Origin of the sequence: Pediococcus sp. AC40, from assembly GCF_030252485.1 — a bacterium.
Taxonomy (GTDB): domain Bacteria; phylum Bacillota; class Bacilli; order Lactobacillales; family Lactobacillaceae; genus Pediococcus; species Pediococcus acidilactici.
Map to the genome: position 1 here is coordinate 24,318 of NZ_CP127012.1, position 21,774 is coordinate 46,091.

The following is a 21,774-nucleotide window of genomic DNA, read 5'->3' on the forward strand; positions in this document are numbered from 1 at the left end:
ATGGATAAATTGGAACGGTTAACGAAAACAGATTTAAATGATTTCTATCAACTATACTTGTACGCATTTACCAATCCGGATAGCGCGGAACGGCGGGCGTTTTTCGACCATCGTTACCAGCATTCGGAGAAGTACGGGATTAAGTACGATGGTCGATTGGGAAGTGGAATGTTAAGCATCCCCTTCCAAGTCAACTTTCACGGCGTGAAGTATAAGATGAACGGGATTGGCGACGTCATGAGTTATCCTGAATATGGCGGCCACGGAGCAATTACTAAGTTAATGCGCCAGGCCTTTCAAGATATGCTCGCGAAAAAGGTTGCGTTGTCTTATTTGGCGCCATTCTCGTATAAATTTTACCGTCGGTTTGGTTACGAAGAAGTGTTTGACCAGACGATCTATCGGGTGAAAAATACCGATTTGCCACGCATTCGGGTGGATTCGCAAGCAGGTTCGATGGAACGTTTGTCGCTCAAGGATGCGATTCCGTACATTAAAGAACTCTACAATAATAACCCGGATAGCCACAATGCCGGATTGGTGCGGGCGGACTGGTGGTGGGATTACCTCGTCCTTAAGCATCCGCATTGGCAAGTGGGCGTCTATTTTGACGACCTTCATTCCGCGGCTGGATACGTGATTTACGAAGGGATCAACACCACCTTTTACATTCAAGAAATCATGTACACCAATTGGGAAAGCTACCAATACTTAGCGCGGTTCATTTGCCAGCACGAATCGATGTACTTCAACTTTGAGTACGTAAGTGGTGATCCGGTCGGTCGTCCGGATATTTTGCAAGAACCCGATACGCTCAACGTGGAAATTAAACCGTACATGATGGCCCGAATTATTAATTTGGCGACCTTCGTCCAAGATTATCCGTTTTTAGGTAAGGTTAAAAGTATCCGGCTGGCGGTCACCGACCAAATGATTCCAGAAAATAACGGAATTTGGCGGCTGATGGTTAACAGTAACGGGACGAGTTTTGAAAAGATTAGTGACAACGAAACCAACATGGCGGACATTCGCCTTTCAATTCAAGAGTTAACCAAGGCGTTTCTCGGCTACCGTTCTTTGGGACATTTAAACCGGGTCGGCGCGATTCGCGGATCGTACGCGGCCATTGCAGGTTTAGATAACGTTTTGCGCAAAGAATCACCGATGCTGTGGGACTACTTTTAAAATGAAAAGCCTCGCGTGAAGTTCCAAGGATTAACAAAATTAGATGGTTAATTGCGAACGAAACGATTGAGCAGGGGAACCGGCACGAATTTAAAAAAATAAGCTGTTAATTTAAGCAGACTTCTCGAGAATCTTAGTTTCTTGGGGAGTCTTTTTTGGTAGAAACATGACTAGGCTAAGGCTAAATTTCTGCACGAAAAGCCCGGGAGTTGATGAGAAGAAAGATGGCGCTTTTGGTAAACTAAGCAGCTGCTAAAAAAGCTTTAGCAAACAATGCACATTGCTTACCTTTTAGAAGCTAATACGCTTATACTATACGTGAACTAAGTTGTTACATTTTTTGGTTAGAAGGAGGAATTATTATCATGACTTTGAAAATTGGTATTATGGTTGGTAGTTTACGAAAGGGCTCCTTTAACCGATTAGTAGCCCAAACCTTTGAAAAGTTACTTCCGCACGAAGTAGAACCAGTTTGGATTGAAGTTGGTGATTTACCGTTGTACAACGAGGATTTGGATACCGACAATCCGCCGATGGCCTGGCAAAATTTACGGCGGGCGGTGCAAAGTGTTGATGGAGTGATGTTCTTTACTCCCGAGTACAACCGTTCGGTTCCCGCGGCGCTGAAGAACGCGATTGACGTAGGATCCCGGCCCATGGGACAAAACGTTTGGGATGGCAAACCAGCCCTCGTGGTAACCGTGTCACCTGGTGGAATTGGCGGATTTGGCGCAAACCACCACTTACGGCAATCGTTGACCTTCGTTAACATGCCGGTATTGCAACAACCGGAAGCTTACATTGGCAACATTACACAACACATGGACGGCGACCAAATTGATGAAGCAACCCAAAAGTTCTTCAAGCAAATTGTGGGTGCGTACCTAACCTTTTTACAAAGGTTTACTAATTAATCGATAACCAACGCTTTAAACCGAGTATAAAATCGCAATGCTTTTCGAGAATTTTGCATTCTGGAGAAGCATTTTTATTTTGTGCGTTTTTATGAATGATGAAGTTTTGCGAGTTACTAAAGCGGGGCGTAAGTTAAACAAATTAAATGAGCGGAGTACATATTGAAGCTGGTTTACTATTCCGCAAAAATAAAACATCGCGTAACGATGTTTAGAGAGTTTCTACTATTATATAGGCATTTAAATGGAAAGTTTTCCGTGGCTTTCTTGTAGTAAGCCATCAAAGAAATGTTGGAGTGAGATTTGGCCGTTAGGAACGTCTTCGTGGCGCATCTTCTGAATTTCAATGTAGACGTTTTGGTATTCAAAAAGAGCGTTAGCATATTCTAATAAAATTTCGTTTTCGGAGTACTCGTTGCACATGCCGGCTAAGTTGGTAATCCCCACCCGCAGCGCGCGGCGAATTCGTTGGTAAACGATTTTCTTTTCGTGTTCGTCAAGACCCAGGTCGCGCTGAAAGTCGATGCTCGAAAAGGAAATGTTTTGGTCGACCATAATCCGAATGATTTTCAAGATTTCTTTATTGCCGGTTTCGGAGGCGATGCCTAAGAAGCGCAGGATTGCGTTAACCCGGTCCATTTGCAAACGGTGCTCGGATTGGGGCCGGTTAAAAGGCGTTACCACTTGTGACGTGATGTTGTAAATTTCGGAAAGTTTACTAATCTGTTGGCAATAGGAGGCCACTAACCGAGTCACGTGTTTAAATTCGACGGGACTGACGGGATGCTCTAAGAAGAAGTCAATTCCAGCGTGGTAGGCGGCTTCCTTAGTGGCGACGTCCTCGGCGGAGCTAATCATAATGTAGTGCGGTTTGATTTGAACTTGTTCGAGCCGTTTGATTAGTTGAATCCCGACTTCCGGGTCGTTACTACTAATAATCATGATGTCGACGCGCAATTGCAACAAGTCGTCGTAGGCTTGGGTAGGGGAAACTCCGATTCCCACGAGGTTATTGTTGAAATCAGCTTCGATAAGATCCCGAATGGTAGTGGTGTGACGGGAATCGTTTTCAAATAAATAAAAGTTCATGGCTAAATGGCCTCCTAGTATTGAAAAATCGTGATGTTTCGTGAAGCAATACGAAACTAAACGCTTTATACAATGTTTATACATTAAGACTATATAATAATGGATTTTTTTTCAAATCAAACGATCATTTTATCCAAATTATACACTTTGCAACCGAAATTTATACACGGAAAATGTGCCCCATGTCAAGTAAGTACGCGAATTAAAACGATTTCATGGAATTTAATGTTAAATCCTAAAGTGTCGCGAAACCGCTTACTATCATTATAAGTGTAATAAAGATATTTAGTCACCTTAAGGAGGATGTTTTCAATGGCATTTAATTTACGTAATCGGAGTTTCTTAACTCTTGCAGATTTCAATACTCGCGAAATGGAATACATGCTTAATTTAGCAGAAGATCTTAAAAAGGCAAAGTACGCAGGTACTGAAGGTAAGCGGCTTGCTGGCAAGAACATTGCTTTAATCTTTGAAAAGAGTTCAACTCGGACACGTTGTGCTTTCGAAGTTGGAGCAAAGGATGAAGGAGCTCACGTAACATACCTCGGCCCTTCTGGATCACACATTGGTTACAAGGAATCAGTTAAAGATACTGCTCGCGTATTAGGCGGTATGTTTGATGGAATCGAATACCGTGGTTTCTCTCAACGTTCAGCAGAAACGTTAGCAGAATACTCAGGTGTTCCAGTTTGGAATGGTTTGACTGATGAAGACCACCCAACTCAAGTACTTGCAGACTTCTTAACTGCTAAAGAAGTACTTAAGAAGGAATACAAGGACATTAAATTTGCCTTTGTCGGTGACGGACAAGATAACGTATCAAATGCTTTGATGCTTGGTGCTGCGGTTATGGGTATGGAATATCACGTAGTAACTCCTAAAGAACTTGAACCTACTAAGGAAGTTCTCGACCAAGCAAACGAAATTGCTGCTAAGACTGGTGCTAAGATCGTGGTTACAAACGACATTAACAGTGGTGTTAAAGGCATGGACGTAATTTACACTGACGTTTGGGTATCCATGGGTGAACCAGATGAAATGTGGCAAAAACGGATCGACTTGTTGAAGCCATACCAAGTTAACAAAGCGGTTATGGACGCAACTGAAAATCCAAACGCAATCTTCGAACACTGCTTACCTGCATTCCACAATACAGATACTGAAGTTGGTAAGAAGATCCAAGAAAAATTCGGTCTTTCTGAAATGGAAGTTACTGACGAAGTCTTTGAAAGCGACCACTCAGTAGTATTCCAAGAAGCTGAAAACCGGATGCACACCATCAAAGCAATTATGGTTGCTACATTAGGTGACTAGGAGGTTATCGTAATGACAAAAATGGTAGTTGCCCTCGGTGGCAATGCGCTCGGGAAGAGTCCTGAAGAGCAATTGAAGCTGGTAAAGAACACCGCTTCATCATTAATTGGGCTGATGAATGGCGATAACCAAGTTGTCATTAGTCACGGAAATGGTCCACAAGTTGGTCAGATTAACCTAGGAATGAACTACGCAGCCGAACACGGCAAAACCGCAGCATTCCCATTCCCCGAATGCGGGGCAATGAGTCAGGGTTACATTGGTTACCACTTACAACAAAGTTTGCAAAATGAAATTCACCATCGGGGGATGCAAAAAAACGTGGTAACTGCAATCACCCAAATTGCCGTAGACAAAGACGACCCGGCTTTTGAAAAGCCAACTAAGCCAGTCGGCGATTTCTACAGCAAGGAACAAGCTGACCAAATTGCTAGCGAAAAGGGTTATACTTTTGTGGAAGATGCCGGGCGCGGCTATCGTCAAGTAGTTGCTTCACCACTTCCAAAGAAAATTATTGAATTAAATAGCATCAAGACGTTGATCGAAAGCGGCGACCTAGTGATCGCTGGTGGCGGTGGCGGGGTTCCCGTTATCGAAACTGACGAAGGCTTAAAAGGGGTTCCGGCCGTAATTGACAAGGACCGCTCGAGCGCGCTTTTAGCTGACAACATTGATGCTGACCAATTAATCATCTTGACGGCGGTAGACTACGTTTACGTAAACTACAACCAACCGGATGAAAAGGCCCTAACATCGTTGAGCGTGGCTGAAGCTCAACAATATATGGATGACGACCAATTTGCCGCTGGAAGCATGTTGCCAAAGATTCAAGCATGCTTGTCCTTTGTAAAGGGCCATCCCGAACGCAAAGCCATCATCACTTCGCTAAGCGGATTGAACGATGCTTTAGCAGGCAAACTCGGAACGGTTATTCACGAATAAAAGCGCGTTTAACTTGCTAAATACAGATTTTACAGATAAGGAGTGAATCAACATGACACAAGCAATTCATGTAACCTCAGAAATTGGTAAACTCAAAACGGTTATGTTGCATCGTCCAGGACGTGAAATTGAAAACATCACGCCGGACTATATGGAACGGCTGTTATTTGATGACATTCCATATTTACCAATTGCTCAAGAAGAACATGATTTCTTTGCAAAGACTTTGCGCGACCAAGGAATTGAAGTACTTTACTTCTCTAAATTGGCTGCCGAAGCCTTAGCTGATGAAGGTGTTCGTCATGAATTTCTCGAACGCATGATTGCAGAATCCGGCTATGTAGCTGGTGCAACTCACGACGGATTGATGGAATACTTGTCAGCAATGGATCCCCAAACCATGGTGGGCCGCATTATTGAAGGTGTTCGGGCATCCGACATCAACATTGCGCAACCAGACTTGCAATCGGTTTCGGAAAATACGGATTGGCCATTCTTGATGGATCCAATGCCAAATGCTTACTTTACTCGTGACCCACAAGCATCGATTGGCGAAGGAATTTCCATTAACAAGATGACCTTCACTGCTCGGAAACGTGAATCATTGATTACTGAATACATTATCAAGTACCACCCACGCTTCGCTGGCAAAGTTGAAGTATGGCGTGATCGGAACCATGAAACTCACATTGAAGGTGGGGACGAATTGGTACTTAGTGATCACGTATTAGCAATTGGAGTTTCCCAACGGACGACGGCGGACGCCATTGAAGACATTACTCGTCAACTCTTTAAGGATTCCAATTACGATACGGTGATTGCGATTGGTATTCCACACAATCACGCAATGATGCACTTGGATACCGTATTCACCATGATCAACCATGACCAATTTACAGTACATCCAGCAATCCTTGATGGTGACGGCCATGTTGACAACTGGGTATTGCATCCAGATCAAAACGGCGGCATTACGATGGAACATCATACTGATATCAAAGAAGTTTTGAAGAAAGCTTTGAACAAGTCTGAAATTGATTTAATTCCAACTGGAAATGGTGATCCAATCGTTGCTCCTCGTGAACAATGGAACGATGGTTCTAACACATTGGCAATTGCTCCAGGTGAGGTTGTAACTTACGACCGGAATTATGTATCAAATGATTTGCTACGCAAACATGGCATCTTAGTTCATGAAGTTCGTTCAAGTGAATTATCACGCGGTCGTGGCGGCCCACGGTGCATGTCCTGCCCAATTGTTCGTGAAGATGTAAAGTAAAATTTAGACGCTAAATGGCAGAAGTGAACTGTGGTATGAATAGCAAAGCAGTTTGCTTTTGCCTTTTTGATTACTAAATCCAGGAATGGAGTGAATAATATGGAGAATAAAAACGGAATTGGCCGCCTGGGCCTGACCGCGCTGATCGTTAGTTCATGTATTGGGACCGGGATCTTCGGGATTACCAATACGGTTGCGGCAGCGGCGGCTCCCGGACCCGCCTTACTATCGTGGGTTTTTGTCGGTATCGGCTTTTTGCTACTGGTATTGTCGTTAAATAATTTATCTGAAAAGCGTCCGGACCTCGAAGCCGGGATCTTCAGTTACGCGGGTGCTGGATTCGGTCCGCTAGGAGAATTCATCTCCGGCTGGGCCTACTGGTTATCAGCTTGGCTCGGAAACGTGGCCTTCGCGACCATGTTAATGAGTGCGATCGGAACGTTCATTCCGACCTTTAAAGGCGGACAAAATATGCCGTCGATCATTTTAGCAATTATCTTTTGTTGGGCACTGACCCTCCTAGTTAACCGCGGAGTGGAAAGTGCGTCGTTCGTGAACACCATCGGGACCTTCTTCAAGGTCATCCCGTTGTTCTTGTTCATCATTATTACGATTATCTTCTTTAAGGGCCACATGTTTACCACCGACTTCTGGGGAAACGTGGCCAACAACTTCTCCAAGGGTACGGTAACTGGTTCAGTTTTCGACCAGCTTAAAGGAACCCTTTCCACCTTGATTTGGGTATTTATCGGGGTTGAAGGTGCGTCCGTTATGGGCCACCGGGCTAAAACCCGTAGTCAAGCGCAACAAGCAACCATCATTGGATTTATCATGTTGCTAGCAATTTACGTAATGATTTCAATCATCCCTTACGGAACCTTGACCCGGGCACAACTAGCTTCAGCTAGCCAACCGGCGTTAGGAAACGATCTCGAATTAATCGTCGGTCATTGGGGAGCGATGATCATCAACGTTGGTTTGATTATTTCGACCGTGATTTCGTGGTTATCCTGGACCATGTTGCCAGCAGAAACCACCATGTTGATCGCTAAAGATAAGGTAATGCCTTCGCTTTGGGGCCGGTTGAACGAGAAAAACGCGCCAACTGCTTCCCTTTACATTACCGCGATCTTACAAACGATCTTCTTGTTCTCCTTGCTGTTTACTTCGGAAGCTTACAACTTTGCTTACTCGTTAGCTTCGGCTGCAATCCTCTTCTCGTACCTCTTCGTAGGTTTGTACCAAATGAAGTACAGTCACAAACACCAAGAATGGGGACAATTCACGATTGGTTTGCTTTCCGCACTCTTCATGCTTGCCTGCATGTTCCTGTCCGGATGGCAACAAATGCTATTAGTCTCAATTAGTTTCATCCCGGGCTTCATCATTTACTACCAAGCCGTTCGCGAAGACCATCGCGAACTGGGTGGCCAAGAAAAAGCAGTGATGGGATTAATCCTCCTTTTGAGTGTAGTAGCTATTTATCTCGTAGCTAACGGAACCATCGTAGTTGCGTAAAAAACAACATACTAAGAACTAAAAAATAATTTATTTTACAGTCAACTCAACGAATGCAGGGCGCAGATGCCGTTGCATTCGTTTTTTTTGGTGTGTTTATTAATATATGCATTGAAAACATATTTATGAAGAGGTAGTATTAAAATGTAGCTTAAACACTGTAACGCAAATGGAGGATTTTCAATGAATAAGAAAAGAGTTGCGGGTGCTGCTTTAGCAAGTGCCTTATTATTTGCCCCACTGACACTGCAATCAGCCACCGCGCTAGATGATAGCTTTTACACTAGCCAAACCAACGCGGAACGGGCCGACATTACTAATTGGGTAGCCAACACTTCTCAAGAGATTAGTAACAACCTCAGTTCGCAACATATCGACGTGAATAATTTACACGGCGACCAATACGTGATCCAATGGGGAGACACTCTTTCAGGAATTTCCAACGCCACGGGAATTTCGGTAGCTAAGTTAGCTTACGACAACCGGATCCAAAACATCGACCTGATTTACGCGGGCGACGTTTTGGTATTGAACCGGGATGGCGAAGTACCTAGCGACTGGAGTTATGAAGGTGACGGAAACTACGTTGCCAAGACCAAGGTAACCATCAATAACTTTACCGATAATAGCGACCACTCGGTAAATATCGACGTTTCGCCAGTTTCCAACAAACATATTGATAATAGCGATAACAGCGTGAAGAACGAATACGAATCGCCAAAGGATCCGCAATCAGACGCTGATGACAAATCAGCATCCGCTTCTTCGGATAATGCTGCTAAAGAATCTAGTGAAGACGCGGACCAATTGGACGAAACCGACTTTTCGGATGCTATCCAAGACGAAATTAAGGATAAATTGAACTTGGATGACGACCAGTTGACCGTTGACTTCACGGGTAAGGATGCCGACGATGAAAGTGACGACACGGATTCTGCTGGCGAAGACGTAGCTTCGGATACTGACACGGATTCTGATACCGATACCGACACCCTTTACGACGATGACCAAAGCGTCTCCACCGGTAGCGATCAATTAACCGAAAAGAACGCTAAGAAGTTGGCCGACAAGATTGTTAAACAATTAAAGGAAGACGACAAGGATAAGGACGTTACCGACGCCGACGAAATCGAATTGACGATCACGGCTGACGATGACGACTTCACCTTTAACTTAAGTTTGACGTCCGATGATGATTCGGACAGCGATGACACTGCCGATAGCGACGAAGACAGTAGCGATGCGGACAGTGAATCAACCGATGATGAAGATACTGCTAGTTCCGAAGATGAAGATAGCAATGCCGACGAAGATACCGATAGCGATGAAGACAGCGATTCGCAAGACAACGAAAGTGACGATGAAGACGGTGACCAAGCAGTCGACACCAACGCGGATGTTGAAGACGATGACGTTGAATAATTAACGAGAGGGATTGTGGATTAAATGAAGAAGAAAAAGTGGACCATTGTGGGCGTGATCATTGCCGTGCTGGTAATTATCGGTGGAGGAGTCTACTGGAACATGAGCCACGCCGTAGCTAAGAAGGTTCCTGGAAACACTTATATTTATCAGGGCTTATCAAAGGATAAGTCAGTGTACTTAACTTTTGCGGAAAGTGGCGATCACGTGGTGGTCAGTGCGAACAAGGCCGATGCTGCTAAAGCTAAACAAAGCGCAAGCAGTTTTGACCGCCAGTACAAAGCCCAATCTAAGAACGCGACTTGGAGCTATAAGGCGGAAGGCGGTACCTTAACGTTGGCGGAAGAAACCAAGGACGGCCAAGTTTCCCAATGGCAATATAACCATATTCTGGCAACGAATAAGAAGTTCACCGCCCGGAGCTTTACTTACCAAATCGCTAAGGCAGGCCAGGGTCAGGTTAAACGTAAAGTAGTTTTCGAAAAAGTTTCGTAATGCCGAGCGAGGATAACGGAAATCATAAGTTAAAATAAACACCTATATAATAGAAGCTTTTAGCTAAAATGCTGAAGGTTTCTATTTTTTTTGCATTCCAAAGGGCTTAATTAACATAAATCTTTAAATTAGACCTTCTCGAGTGTAATCGCTTGCATGTTGAGTACTAATTGATTATATTGTGAACAAGATACAAAATTAATGTTTTTATATACTTATTTTAGGGGGAGCTATTATGAAAAGAGGTAATAGAAGTAATTTACAGGTAAATGCAGAACTACTTAAGGATCGTAAAGTCCGGCAACGGTGGTTATTGGCTTCGGCAGTTGCATTATCAATGCTGGGAGCGGGTACGGTCGTTAATATGGAAAATGCGAGTGCAGCCACAGTCGGAAATAATTCCACGACTACCGCCATTTCACAGAGTTCGAAAGTTACGTCAGCGACTGCACTTGCTGCAGTAAGCACCAACAAGGCGGCAAATAAAGAAAGTGCGAAAAATGCCGAAGCAGATACGGACGTAGCTGCGCCCGTGGTGTTCCAACCGTATGCGGGAGATCGGACCATCACCGGGACGGGAACTCCAGGCAATACCATTATTGTTCGTGATGATTTAAAGAATGAAATTGGGCGTAGTATCGTTGATCAAGATGGTAATTATAGCGTAGAGATTAAAGCGGAATATGAATTATTTGTTGGTGAGACCATCTCGGTTGTGCAAGTAGACGCAAATGGAAACGAAAGCAGCCCAGTAAATATGAAAATTGCCGAAAGGGTGCCTGCTCCAATCCTTGAACAGCCTTACGAAGGAGATCGGACGGTAACCGGAAGGGGTGTTCCGGGGTACACGGTTAATATTTATGATGATTTAAAAAATAAGATTGGCTCGGGAAAGGTGGACGCCTATGGAACCTTTAGAGCTGACATTTGGTTTGGCTACAATCTATATCAAGGAGAAACGATTACTGCTGTACAGCAAGATTTACAAGGTAATGAAAGTTCACCAGTAAAAATCAAGGTTAAAACAAAAGAGGATACGGTCCCTAAACCATATGTTAACCAACCTTACGTTGGAGATCGAACCATTGAAGGAATTGGCGAAGTGGGTTGCACAGTGGAGATCACCAATGGACACGGAGATTATTTTGGTAGCGATATAGTCGACGGTAACAATAGATTCAGCGTAACCATCCCAGCAGAATATGAATTATACGAAGGTGAACAAATTAAGGCAGTTCAGATTAATGCTAATGGTGATAAGAGCGAGGAAACTACCATAACCGTGTTGACTAGGTAAAGAAGACAACCTAATATCCTAGCAACGCTGTCTTAATAATAAAGTAGTTTCGAGCTAAAGAATTATAAGAAGCAATAAAAATACGGCCACGTCTTACAAAAAAGATGGAGGCCGTATTTTTGATGGTTAAATGAAAAACAAGCCTCCTGAAACTGAAAAGCAAAGTCGGCTTTCAATACTTTACGAAAATTATATGAACGATAAACCGCTTTCCGTTAACGGAATTCATAAAAATATTCAAAAAAGCTCCTACCTTTTTCATTTTCAAAACACATTTCCCCGATAAACTACAGCAATGTTGATATCGATATTAAAGGAGATGGGATGTAATGAAAAAAGTTCGGGGATTGCTCATTTTTGCCGCAGCTTTAATGGTTGCGTTGGTAGCGGTCGCGGGGTGGGAATACACCGCGCACTCTAAAACCGACCTACTATCCGAAGAGCAAATTATTCAGAATCTGGGAACGAAGTTAGTTACCGAAAATAGCACCACCGCCTTAACCAAAAAGTACGCTAAAATTGTTAAAGATGGCGACTACGATTTAAAAAATCCATACATAAATGTGAATCCCTATAAGACTTCACCACTAACGGCGTTGGTATACTTTAAAACGCCGAAAAAAGCACAGGTTAGTTACACGATTGAAGGAAAATCGGATAAGACTTCGATCACTAATTCGGTGAAGGGATACCAAACTAAGCACCAGTTACCGATTGTCGGCTTATACGCGGACTACGAAAATACCGTAAAAATCACCGTGAAGTACCAATCTGGTAAGAAAGAAACTAAAACAATTAAAATCAAGACCGGCAAGTTACCGAAGTACCTTGACCAAAATGACGTCAAGGTGACGAAGAACGATAAGTCGAAGATGCAAATTGGTGATAACGAGCTAACCTTAGTCGACCGGACCGCTAAGCAAGTTTACGCAATGGACGCCGACGGACAGATTCGCTGGTACTCCACTAACTGGAATCAGCACATGTTTGAACAGCTCAAGAACGGCCACGTCATGGTCTTAAATAAGAGTTCCGAAAATGGAAAATATAACCTCCTCACGGAAACCGACTATTTAGGCCGAATTTACCGGCAATATTCCTTTGACGGCACCCTCGGCGGCAACCTTAGTCACGAGGTAACCGTAATTCACCACGACATCGCTGAATTGCCAAACGGGAATTTGTTGCTGACGGTTTCGGATGGAAGCAAATACACCGAAGATACGGTCGTGGAACTGAACCGGAAGACTGGTAAAATTGTGCGGGTGCTCGACTTTAAGCAAATCTTGCCGGCTTCAATGTACCAAGATAGCAAGCAAAAGGCTAGCGACGGCAACATTGGGACCGACTGGCTGCACATCAACGCGCTGGACTATAATTCCAAGACGGGTAAACTGCTGGTTTCGGCGCGAAACCAAGATTTAGTCATGCAATTGGACTACGCAACTGGTAAAATTGAGTGGATTTTTTCAGGAAAGGACAAGAATAGCTGGCCGGCAAAATATCGTGACAAGGTTCTGAGTCCGACCGGCAATACCAAGGTTACCGGCGGACAGCACGGCGTCTACCTCTTGAGTCAAAAGGGGAATCAAGAAACCATCATGCTGTACGACAATAACGTTGCCGTGCAAAATGGGGACCAGAAGACGTCCGGAAAGTATTCCGCAGCGACGGTTTACCAAATTGACCAGCAAAAGAAGACCGTCACCCAGCAGTGGTCGTACGGAAAATCACTGGGGCAGGCCAACTTTACGCCGATCATTGGTTATGCGCAGCGATTAGCTAACGGAAATACCTTGATTAATTTTGGCTACAAAAACGACGGAAAAGAATCGAACGTGATCGAAGTTGATGCCGATGGAAACCAGGTCTTCAACGCGACCTTGAGCAACAATCCGGCGGACAAGACCTACGCATACCGCGCCTACCGAATTCAGTTCTACCCGGAAAACTATCATTTTGACGTAACCAAATAATTTATCAAAAGGACTTGAAGTTGACGCTACGGCAACCCATATAATGATTTTGAGGGGGGTGAGGGGATGTATTCCATCCAAGATTTGGCGAAGCTGGCGGGGATTAGTTCGCGAACGTTGCGGTATTACGACCAGATTGGACTGCTAGTTCCGGCGTGGCGTACGGAGTCGGGCACCCGGTGGTACGCGAAAGCCCAGGTCGATGATTTACAACGGATTCTGTTCTTTAAAACATTGGGCGTTCCATTGGCAACCATTCGGGAAATCATGGCGCAACCACTGGCGACGCAGATTGCGGCTTTGGAAGCCCAACGCGTCCGGATTGCGGAAAAGCAGCGCCGGCTCCAAGATGTAGACGTGGCAATCGCCTCCTCCATCAAAATGTTAAGGGGAGTGGGCAAGATGAGTGACAGTGAAAAGTTTAATAGTTTAAAGGCTCAAAGACTGGCAGAAAACGAGAGTCAATTTGGCCAAGAGATTCGGCAAAAATATGGCAAAGAGACGGTGAAAGTCGCCAACCAACACTACTTGGCGCTTTCGGAAGCCCAATTACAAAGGGCAGATGCACTTGAAAAAGAGTTGGGCACCTTGTTGCGGGAGGCGATGACGCAAAATAGCGACACGACCAAGGCAGCGATCTTTACCGCCCATCAGGAATGGCTGAAAATCATGGTTGGTAAGCAGTATTCACCAGCTTATCACCAAAATTTAGCGCAAATGTACCAAGCTGACGAACGTTTCCAAAAGCACTACGATGAGTTGGCGGGGCAAAAGGGCGCTGGTCAATTGTTGAGTGAAGTGATTTTAGCAAAGCTGCGGTAACTGGCAAAGTTGCCAATGGTTTTGAAAGTTGTTATGATATCCTTAACTTAAAAAATAAGAAATCACCACCGGGTGGTTGGCATGTGTAAAGCTCATTAGGTCTGAGAAGAGCTTTACAGATGCCTTTTTTGTTTAGGAGGAGATTTTGATGACGTGGATATATTTGGTGGTTGCTGGGATTTTGGAAGTGGTGTGGGCCACGGCGCTGAAAATGAGCCAGGGGTTCAGCCAACTCGGGGCGAGCATAGTGACGGTGGTCGGGATGATCCTCAGTTTTGCCTTTTTGGGCTTGGCGGTAAAACACTTGCCATTAAGTTTGGCGTACCCGATTTGGACGGGAATTGGGGCAGTGGGCTCAATTCTAGTAGGGGTAATCTGCTTTAGGGACCGCCTCCCAGCAATTACGTGGCTGTTTGTAGCATTGCTAGTGATCGGGATTGTTGGAATAAAGGTGACGAGTGGAAAATAAAAGAGTGCGACAAAGTCCGGGTAACTCTTGAGGACTAACGGAATTGGGGGATTAATCGTGGTTTGGACGATTGATCCCCCAATTTGGTTAGCCGCAGAGAGTTGGACTTTTTCGCGCGTTTCGGCTACGGCAGCAGTAGAGCTTCTAGAATTAAAGGACTAATCGCAGATTAGGCGATTGGTCCTTTAATTGGGTTAATCGGAGGGAGCTGGGTTCCAGAGCGCGTTTCGACTATGGCAGCAGTAGAACTACTTACTCCCATGTACCAAAAAAAGCACAAACCGGCATTCAGCTCAGCTTGCGCTCCAAAATTAATTTATAAAGTACCGCGCGGATTGCCATCTCTAAAGGTGAGAAAGATTGGACGGCTTCGTCGAGGTGTTCGATTTCGTGATTGAAAATACGCACGAATTCGTTAAAGTGGGTTTCGACCTCGTCGGTTGCCAGTAGTGATTTGATGGTGTCCAAACTAAAGCTGGTTTTCAAAACGCTGATCATCATAATCAACGCAAGGTGCTCCGCGGTATATTTTTTCTTGAGCGGGTGGGGTACTAAGCCCATCTTAACGTAGCTGTTGATCATGGTTTTGGTGACTTCGGCGTGTAAAATGGGCGTTAGGTAGCGGTTGGTTTCTTGGATGACCTGGTCCATGTAGAGTGCTAGGTCGGGAAATTGGTGGTAATCCGGTAAGCGAAGTTGCTTAAAATCAGCCAACCACTGCTGGTATTTTTCTGTATTCATTGCACAAACCTCCAAACATATCATAACATAAACCAACCTCAAATAGATAATCACTACGCTTTACGTAGAATACAATTCTATGTATAATGAAGTCATCCAAGGTAGGTAAATGGGGGACTAAAAATGCAAAAAGTTCAAAGAAGCCAAGTAATTTATGAAATTTGGAATGCGATTACCCACGGGGTCGCGTTTGTCGCGAGCCTCGGGCTGGTCGCTTTGTTAATTATGAAATCGATTTCGAACGGGCTGCCGACGCGGGACACCATCAGCCTCGTCATTTATGGCGCAACGCTCCTCGCACTGTACCTAGCATCGACGCTGTTCCACTGCCTCGCGTTCACGAAGGCCAAGCGAATTTTTCAAATTATTGACCACAGTAATATCTTCTTGCTGATTGCGGGTACTTATACACCTTATTGCATAATCTTTTTAGACCGGCGCAGCGGGATTATCATGCTAAGTGCAATCTGGACGATGGCAATTGCCGGAATTATCACCCATATTTTAAGTAAGGGTCGTTTCCAAAAAGTAGAAACGACCATCTACGTGGTGATGGGGTGGTTGTGTTTGCTGGCCGGGAAGACCCTTTACGCTAACTTGTCGCCGCTAGGTTTTTGGCTACTGGTTGCCGGCGGGGTGACCTTCACCGTCGGGGCAATCATCTATAGCTTTCCTAAAATTCCCGGGTTGCATTTGATTTGGCACTTCTTCGTAATGGCGGGAACCACGTTGATGTTTATTTCGATTTACGTAAACATTTAAAAATGGTGAATATTTATTCTACACTAAAAAGAAAACGGAGCTGTTTAAAATAACAGTTCCGTTTTTGTTTACGCTTTCGTTACAAATTACCAAAAGGGGTAGGTTGTTTTAATTTGATTATGCCCATTGACATAAATTATTCGTAAATAGTTAAAACGTTTTACCTAAAACGATCTAAAATAATTTTTAAATTTTTTTCGACAGCAAAAACCCTTGGTATGACGGCTTTTATACGAGGTTCTTTTGTGAAATAAGGTACTTTTTTAGAAAAAATTCAATCTTACCGTTTGACAATGAACCCCATGTAGAATATTATGTAGACATTAACTGATGGGGTAACTAATACATAGCATTAACTAGTTATAATGATAATGTAATGTCTCCATAAGTTAAAATTAATGAAAAATGGGGGGATTCAAAGATGAATAAGAATCCAAAGAACCACCGTGACGTGGTAGATAGTAAAATTGGGAACTACAAGATGTACAAGGTAAATAAGCACTGGGTTTTCGCTTCCGCATTGATGTTGTCAATGCTTGGAGCGGGAATGATGCAGACCGACACCGCTGCACATGCGGATACAGTTAACGAACCGCAAACTGAAATGGTACACAAGGTTGCCGAAGCGAAGGAAGCACAAAGCGCTAGCGTAACGCCAGCTAAAGAAACTACGGCAGCAGCAAGCAGCGCAGCTCCAAGCTCAGCGGCTCCTGCTAAAGCAGCACAATCATCAACACAAAATGATAGCGCTGCCAAGACGGAAAAGAGTGCAACTGCAAGTTCAGCAGCAAGCAGTGCAGCCCCAACCAAGGCGGCAAATTCAGCAGCAGACAAGTCCGCAACAAGCGCTGCAGCAAAAACTGATTCAGCAACTAAAGCTGAACAAAAGAAAGCCGACGCATCAAACAGCGCAGCGAAAGCTGAACAAAAGAACGATGCTTCAGCAAGCAAAAATGAACAAAAAACTGCAAAGGCAGATAGCGCAGCATCATCTTCAGCAGCAGATACTAAAGCACAGGCAAATAACTCTTCAGCAGCTAAACCAGCGGACAACTCTTCTGCTTCTAACTCTGACGCTTCAGTTAAAAAAGAAGGCGTGTCCACAGACGAAATTGGAACTTCAGGGTTAGATACAAATGACCAAAACGACATCAATAATGATGCTGCAGCTAAGGCAAAGGCCGATGTTGATGCAAAAACTGACGCTAAAGATGTCGATAAGAACCAAAAAGTTGATAAGGATAAGACGGCTAAAGATCGTAATGTACGTGCCGGCGGCTCCGCTTTAGAAGATGGAAATCTAGACATTAGCGGTTCTGCAGTAAGCGGCTTAATTGACAATGGCGATGGTACTTACAGCGGGAACCTTAAGCTCACTTACCATGGTTCAGCTGTGGTAGCTCAATTTGGCGAACAATCTAACATTGGAATTAAAGTTCCGGCAGAACTAGTTGATCTCTTTAATAGGATTAATGCAACGGGGGATTGGACTAAATATCTTACTGGAAATATTAAGTTCACAATTGACTTCGTTGTTAACATCACACGTAACTACACCAATGATGATATTTCATTTGATGGAACAAATTTGGTATTCAAGAATCCAGCAATCACGGACTTGGGATTAAAGGATACCTTAGCTAACTTTAACTTTAATATTGGCCAAGCGGTTACTGATTTCGACTTAGATATCCCGGATTCTAACGATAACTATTTATTCGAGGCAGCGTTAGTTGAACCGGCCGACATTATTGATTGGCATGTAATTGGGGATTACGCAGGAAGAGCTTCACTACACACCAATCATTTAATGCCACACACGGACGTGTTAGAAGCACCGTTCGTTGAGCAACCCGTCTATGATAACCAAACAACGGTAACTGGTACTGCAAGACCAAATGCAGAAATTACCATCACTCTAGAAAATGGTAGTACAATTACCGACTATGCGGATAGAAACGGTAACTACAGTATTGAGATTCCAGCTCAAAAAGCCGGTGGCCAAATTAGCGTTATCCAAACTGTTAATGGCAAAGAAAGTCCCGCAACAATCGTAACAATTACCGAGGCTCCAGAAGTAATTGACAACCCAACTATCAATGCACCACACGCAGGTAGTCGGACGATCACTGGTACTGGGGTAGCTGGTGACAGTATTCAAGTTTATGCTCCAGGTGCAGACGGAAATTATGAGTTGATTGGTACAACCCTTGTATTAGCAGATGGCACTTGGTCAATGGGAATTGGAAGTCAATTTAACTTAGTTGAAGGTGAACAAATTTACGCTGTCCAATCTAAGGGTAATGGCAAGAGTGACAAAGTTTATGCGACTGTTTTACCTGAAGTAGTTGTCGATGCACCAGTCATTCACGACGTAACCGAAGGCGACAAAGTAATCACCGGTACCGGAAAAGTAGGCGCAGAAGTAGTGGTTCGCTTTGGTAATGGTAGCCATACTGAAATTGGCCGGGCAATAGTCGGAGCCGACGGAACTTGGACAGTCGATGCTAGTCATTCAGTATTAAATGCTGGTGATTTGATCACCGCTACTCAAACTTACGATGACGTAACTAGTGATGAAGCTACGGTAGCTGTAAAAGCCCAAGAAGTGGTTGACGCACCAGTTATCAATGACATTACGGAGGGTGATAAAGTTATTACCGGAAAGGGTGAAGCTGGCGACGAAATTAGAGTATACTTCGAAGACGGCGACGTTCAAATAGGTAAAACCGTAATCGTACGCGCTGACGGGACTTGGTCGGTAGATGCTAGTCACTATAACTTGACCGAGGGTACGGTTGTATACGCCGTTCAAACTCGTAATAACGTCGATAGTGAACCTGTTTACAGCACCGTAAAGGGTCGTGAAGAAGTTGCTAAACCAGGCATCAACCCAATCACAGAAGGTGACAAAGTCATTACCGGAACTGGTGTAGCTGGTGACGAAATTAGAGTATACTTCCAGAATGGCGATGCTCAAATTGGTCAAACTGTAACTGTTAAAGCTGATGGAACTTGGGAAGTTGACGCAAGCCTCTATAACTTAACGGAAGGTACGATCGTTTATGCAATCCAAAGTCGTGGTGGAAAGGACAGTGACAAGGCTTATCAAACAGTACTTCCTAAGCCAGAAGAAATCCCGGCACCAACGTTTGATAACGTACGGGAAGGTGCCAGCACCATCACAGGCCGAGGCGAAGCGGGCGACACAGTGTATGTCTACGTGAAGGGCACGAACGGCGGCGATGACATCTTGGTTGGCCACGCAACAGTTAGAGCCGATGGAACTTGGTCGGTAGCCACTGGACGAGTTAACGTCTACGAAGGTGACCAACTCTACGCTTACCAAACCAATGGCGACCAACAAAGTTCAAATGGTACGACTACTGTGCTTCCTAAGCAAGAAGAGATTCCAGCACCAACCTTCGATGAAGTAAGAGAAGGCGCTTCTACCATCACTGGTCGAGGCGAAGCGGGTGACACAGTTTATGTCTACGTGAAGGGCACAAACGGCAACGATGACATCTTGGTTGGACATGCGACAGTTAAGGCCGATGGAACTTGGTCATTAGATACGGGCCGGGTTAACCTCTTCGAGGGCGATCAACTCTACGCTTACCAAACCAATGGCGACCAACAAAGTTCAGATGGGACAACTACAGTGCTGCCTAAGCCAGAAGAATTGCCAGCCCCAACCTTCGATGAAGTAAGAGAAGGCGCAACCACCATCACTGGTCGGGGTGAAGCGGGCGACATCGTTTACGTCTACGTGAAGGGCACGAACGGTGCTGACGACGTCTTGGTTGGTCATGCAACAGTTAAGGCCGATGGGACTTGGTCGGTAAACACGGGCCGAGTTAGCCTCTATGCAGGCGACCAACTCTACGCTTACCAAACTAATGGCGACCAAAAGAGCACAAACGGCACCGCTGTAGTACTTCCTAAGCCGGAAGAATTGCCAGCCCCAACGTTTAACGACGTAAAGGAAGGCGACACCACCATTACTGGAAAGGGTGAAGCCGGCGATACGGTCTATGTCTACGTGAAGGGCACGAACGGTGCTGACGATGTCTTAATCGGTCATACTACAGTTAAGGCTGATGGAACTTGGTCCTTAGCTACGGGTCGGGTTAACCTCTACGAAGGTGACCAACTCTATGCTTACCAAACTAATGGCGACCAACAAAGTACAAACGGCACGACTACGGTCCTGCCAAAGCCAGAAGAATTGCCAGCCCCAACGTTTAACGACGTAAAGGAAGGCGACACCACCATCACCGGAAAGGGTGAAGCCGGCGATACGGTCTATGTTTACGTCAAAGGAACGAATGGCGCTGACGATGTCTTAATCGGTCATACTACAGTTAAGGCCGACGGAACTTGGTCCTTAGCAACCGGCCGGGTTAACCTTTACGAAGGTGATCAATTGTACGCTTACCAAACTAATGGCGACCAACAAAGTCCAAACGGCACGACCACGGTCCTGCCTAGACCAGAAGAAGTTCCGGCCCCAACGTTTAACGACGTAAAAGAAGGTGATACCACCATCAAGGGACAAGGCGAAGCCGGTGATACCGTCTATGTCTACGTCAAAGGAACGAACGGCGCTGATGACATCTTAATCGGTCACACCACGGTTGACAGCGATGGTAACTGGACGCTTAGTACTGGACGAGTAAGCTTGTTTGCTGGTGATGAGCTCCGTGCTTACCAAGTCAGAGGTGATCAACAGGGTCCTGAAAATAGTACAATCGTAAAGGCTCAGGAAACCTTGGATGCACCCGGGTTGAACGACGTCATGGAAGGTGCTCCGGCAATTACTGGAACTGGTGAACCAGGTGCCACGGTTAACGTAACCGTTGGTGGACAACCCCTTCCGCCAGTGACGGTAGGCGACGACGGAACTTGGTCAGTTGACACCAGCGGAGTAACCTTAACACCAGGTGATGAAGTTTCGGCAACCCAAACCGTAGACGGAAACACTAGTGATGCGACTACCACGACTGTGCAACCCAAGAAGGCAGATATTCCGGCACCTGGTATGAACTCAATTGAACCAGGCGCTAAAGTTATCAAAGGTACGGGAACAAAGGGCAACACCGTAACGGTCGTTAAAGTGGATGCGAACGGGAAGACTACCCCAATCGGAACGGCGACGGTTGACGGATTTGGAAACTGGACGGTTAACGTCCCGGATGATGTTGTTTTAGCCGCTGGTGATACGGTGCAAGCAGTCCAAACCACATCGGATGGTGATTCAAGCGATCCAACAGAAGTTACTGTGGGTTAAGTAGTGAAAAAGTTATAACGAACGCATAAGTTTTATGGGGGAGTAAGGAAGCTAGGAAACGATTTCCACAGGAAATCGGTTTCCTAGCTTTTTTGTATTCAAATAATTACGTTGAATCGTTTGGGCGAGGGACTTGTACCTCCGGCAAACTAATTGTGAAAAATAAAACTATATTGATTTGATTTATCTCATATCAGTTGACAAGTAACCCCATAAAGATTATTATGAAAGCGGTAACAAGTATCGAAAACAATGCACG

At 44.8% G+C, this 21,774-nt stretch carries 16 protein-coding genes; 14 read left to right on the forward strand and 2 right to left on the reverse strand.

The genetic code is table 11. From position 1 onward, the window contains the following. Together NL111_RS00115 and NL111_RS00120 are read left to right on the forward strand one after the other, a co-directional pair. Positions 1-1,185, forward strand: coding sequence for a GNAT family N-acetyltransferase (locus tag NL111_RS00115; protein ID WP_285110270.1), 1,185 nt, complete (start codon positions 1-3; stop codon positions 1,183-1,185). A gap of 365 nt (positions 1,186-1,550) precedes the next feature. After that, positions 1,551-2,099 carry an NADPH-dependent FMN reductase gene (locus NL111_RS00120; protein WP_002829301.1) on the forward strand — a complete coding sequence of 183 codons (549 nt, stop codon included), beginning with the start codon at positions 1,551-1,553 and terminating at the stop codon, positions 2,097-2,099. 240 nt (positions 2,100-2,339) lie between these two features. Here NL111_RS00120 and NL111_RS00125 read toward each other — a convergent pair whose 3' ends face one another. Then, positions 2,340-3,188: a DNA-binding domain-containing protein gene (locus NL111_RS00125; RefSeq protein WP_008841989.1), complete on the reverse strand. Its 849-nt coding sequence runs from the start codon at positions 3,186-3,188 to the stop codon at positions 2,340-2,342. Positions 3,189-3,500: 312 nt separating this feature from the next. Between NL111_RS00125 and argF the strand changes: the two genes are divergently transcribed. From argF to NL111_RS00175, 10 genes are all read left to right on the forward strand, one after another. Next, positions 3,501-4,502 (forward strand): ornithine carbamoyltransferase, encoded by a 1,002-nt coding sequence (argF, locus tag NL111_RS00130; RefSeq protein WP_002829299.1) that lies wholly within the window; start codon positions 3,501-3,503, stop codon positions 4,500-4,502. A gap of 12 nt (positions 4,503-4,514) precedes the next feature. Next, positions 4,515-5,444 (forward strand): carbamate kinase, encoded by a 930-nt coding sequence (gene arcC / locus NL111_RS00135; protein WP_002829297.1) that lies wholly within the window; start codon positions 4,515-4,517, stop codon positions 5,442-5,444. A gap of 52 nt (positions 5,445-5,496) precedes the next feature. Further along, positions 5,497-6,723, forward strand: coding sequence for an arginine deiminase (arcA, locus tag NL111_RS00140; RefSeq protein ID WP_285110271.1), 1,227 nt, complete (start codon positions 5,497-5,499; stop codon positions 6,721-6,723). Between the two features lie 99 nt (positions 6,724-6,822). After that, positions 6,823-8,241 carry a basic amino acid/polyamine antiporter gene (locus NL111_RS00145; RefSeq protein WP_002829295.1) on the forward strand — a complete coding sequence of 473 codons (1,419 nt, stop codon included), beginning with the start codon at positions 6,823-6,825 and terminating at the stop codon, positions 8,239-8,241. A 183-nt stretch (positions 8,242-8,424) separates the two neighbouring features. Next, positions 8,425-9,663, forward strand: a complete 1,239-nt coding sequence (locus NL111_RS00150) for a LysM peptidoglycan-binding domain-containing protein (protein ID WP_285110272.1) — start codon at positions 8,425-8,427, stop codon at positions 9,661-9,663. 24 nt (positions 9,664-9,687) lie between these two features. Then, positions 9,688-10,158 carry a hypothetical protein gene (locus NL111_RS00155; RefSeq protein WP_285110273.1) on the forward strand — a complete coding sequence of 157 codons (471 nt, stop codon included), beginning with the start codon at positions 9,688-9,690 and terminating at the stop codon, positions 10,156-10,158. Positions 10,159-10,393: 235 nt separating this feature from the next. Continuing rightward, entirely contained in the window at positions 10,394-11,455 is a 1,062-nt protein-coding gene (locus tag NL111_RS00160) for an Ig-like domain-containing protein (RefSeq protein ID WP_285110274.1), read from the forward strand. A 329-nt stretch (positions 11,456-11,784) separates the two neighbouring features. After that, a complete protein-coding gene (locus tag NL111_RS00165; RefSeq protein WP_285110276.1) occupies positions 11,785-13,431 on the forward strand; it encodes an aryl-sulfate sulfotransferase in 1,647 nt (548 codons plus the stop codon). 66 nt (positions 13,432-13,497) lie between these two features. Beyond that, the gene (locus NL111_RS00170; RefSeq protein ID WP_285110277.1) at positions 13,498-14,253 is read left to right on the forward strand and encodes a MerR family transcriptional regulator; all 756 of its coding nucleotides are present in this window, start codon (positions 13,498-13,500) and stop codon (positions 14,251-14,253) included. A gap of 148 nt (positions 14,254-14,401) precedes the next feature. Beyond that, a complete protein-coding gene (locus NL111_RS00175; protein ID WP_004166436.1) occupies positions 14,402-14,722 on the forward strand; it encodes a DMT family transporter in 321 nt (106 codons plus the stop codon). Between the two features lie 288 nt (positions 14,723-15,010). On the opposite strand, the gene NL111_RS00180 is transcribed toward NL111_RS00175, so the two are convergent. After that, positions 15,011-15,463 carry a DUF1836 domain-containing protein gene (locus tag NL111_RS00180; protein ID WP_058121303.1) on the reverse strand — a complete coding sequence of 151 codons (453 nt, stop codon included), beginning with the start codon at positions 15,461-15,463 and terminating at the stop codon, positions 15,011-15,013. A 123-nt stretch (positions 15,464-15,586) separates the two neighbouring features. Here NL111_RS00180 and trhA point away from each other — a divergent pair, with 123 nt between their 5' ends. Further along, positions 15,587-16,225, forward strand: a complete 639-nt coding sequence (gene trhA, locus NL111_RS00185; RefSeq protein WP_002830789.1) for a PAQR family membrane homeostasis protein TrhA — start codon at positions 15,587-15,589, stop codon at positions 16,223-16,225. A gap of 421 nt (positions 16,226-16,646) precedes the next feature. Continuing rightward, a complete protein-coding gene (locus tag NL111_RS00190; RefSeq protein WP_285110278.1) occupies positions 16,647-21,515 on the forward strand; it encodes an Ig-like domain-containing protein in 4,869 nt (1,622 codons plus the stop codon). Positions 21,516-21,774 lie beyond the last annotated feature (259 nt).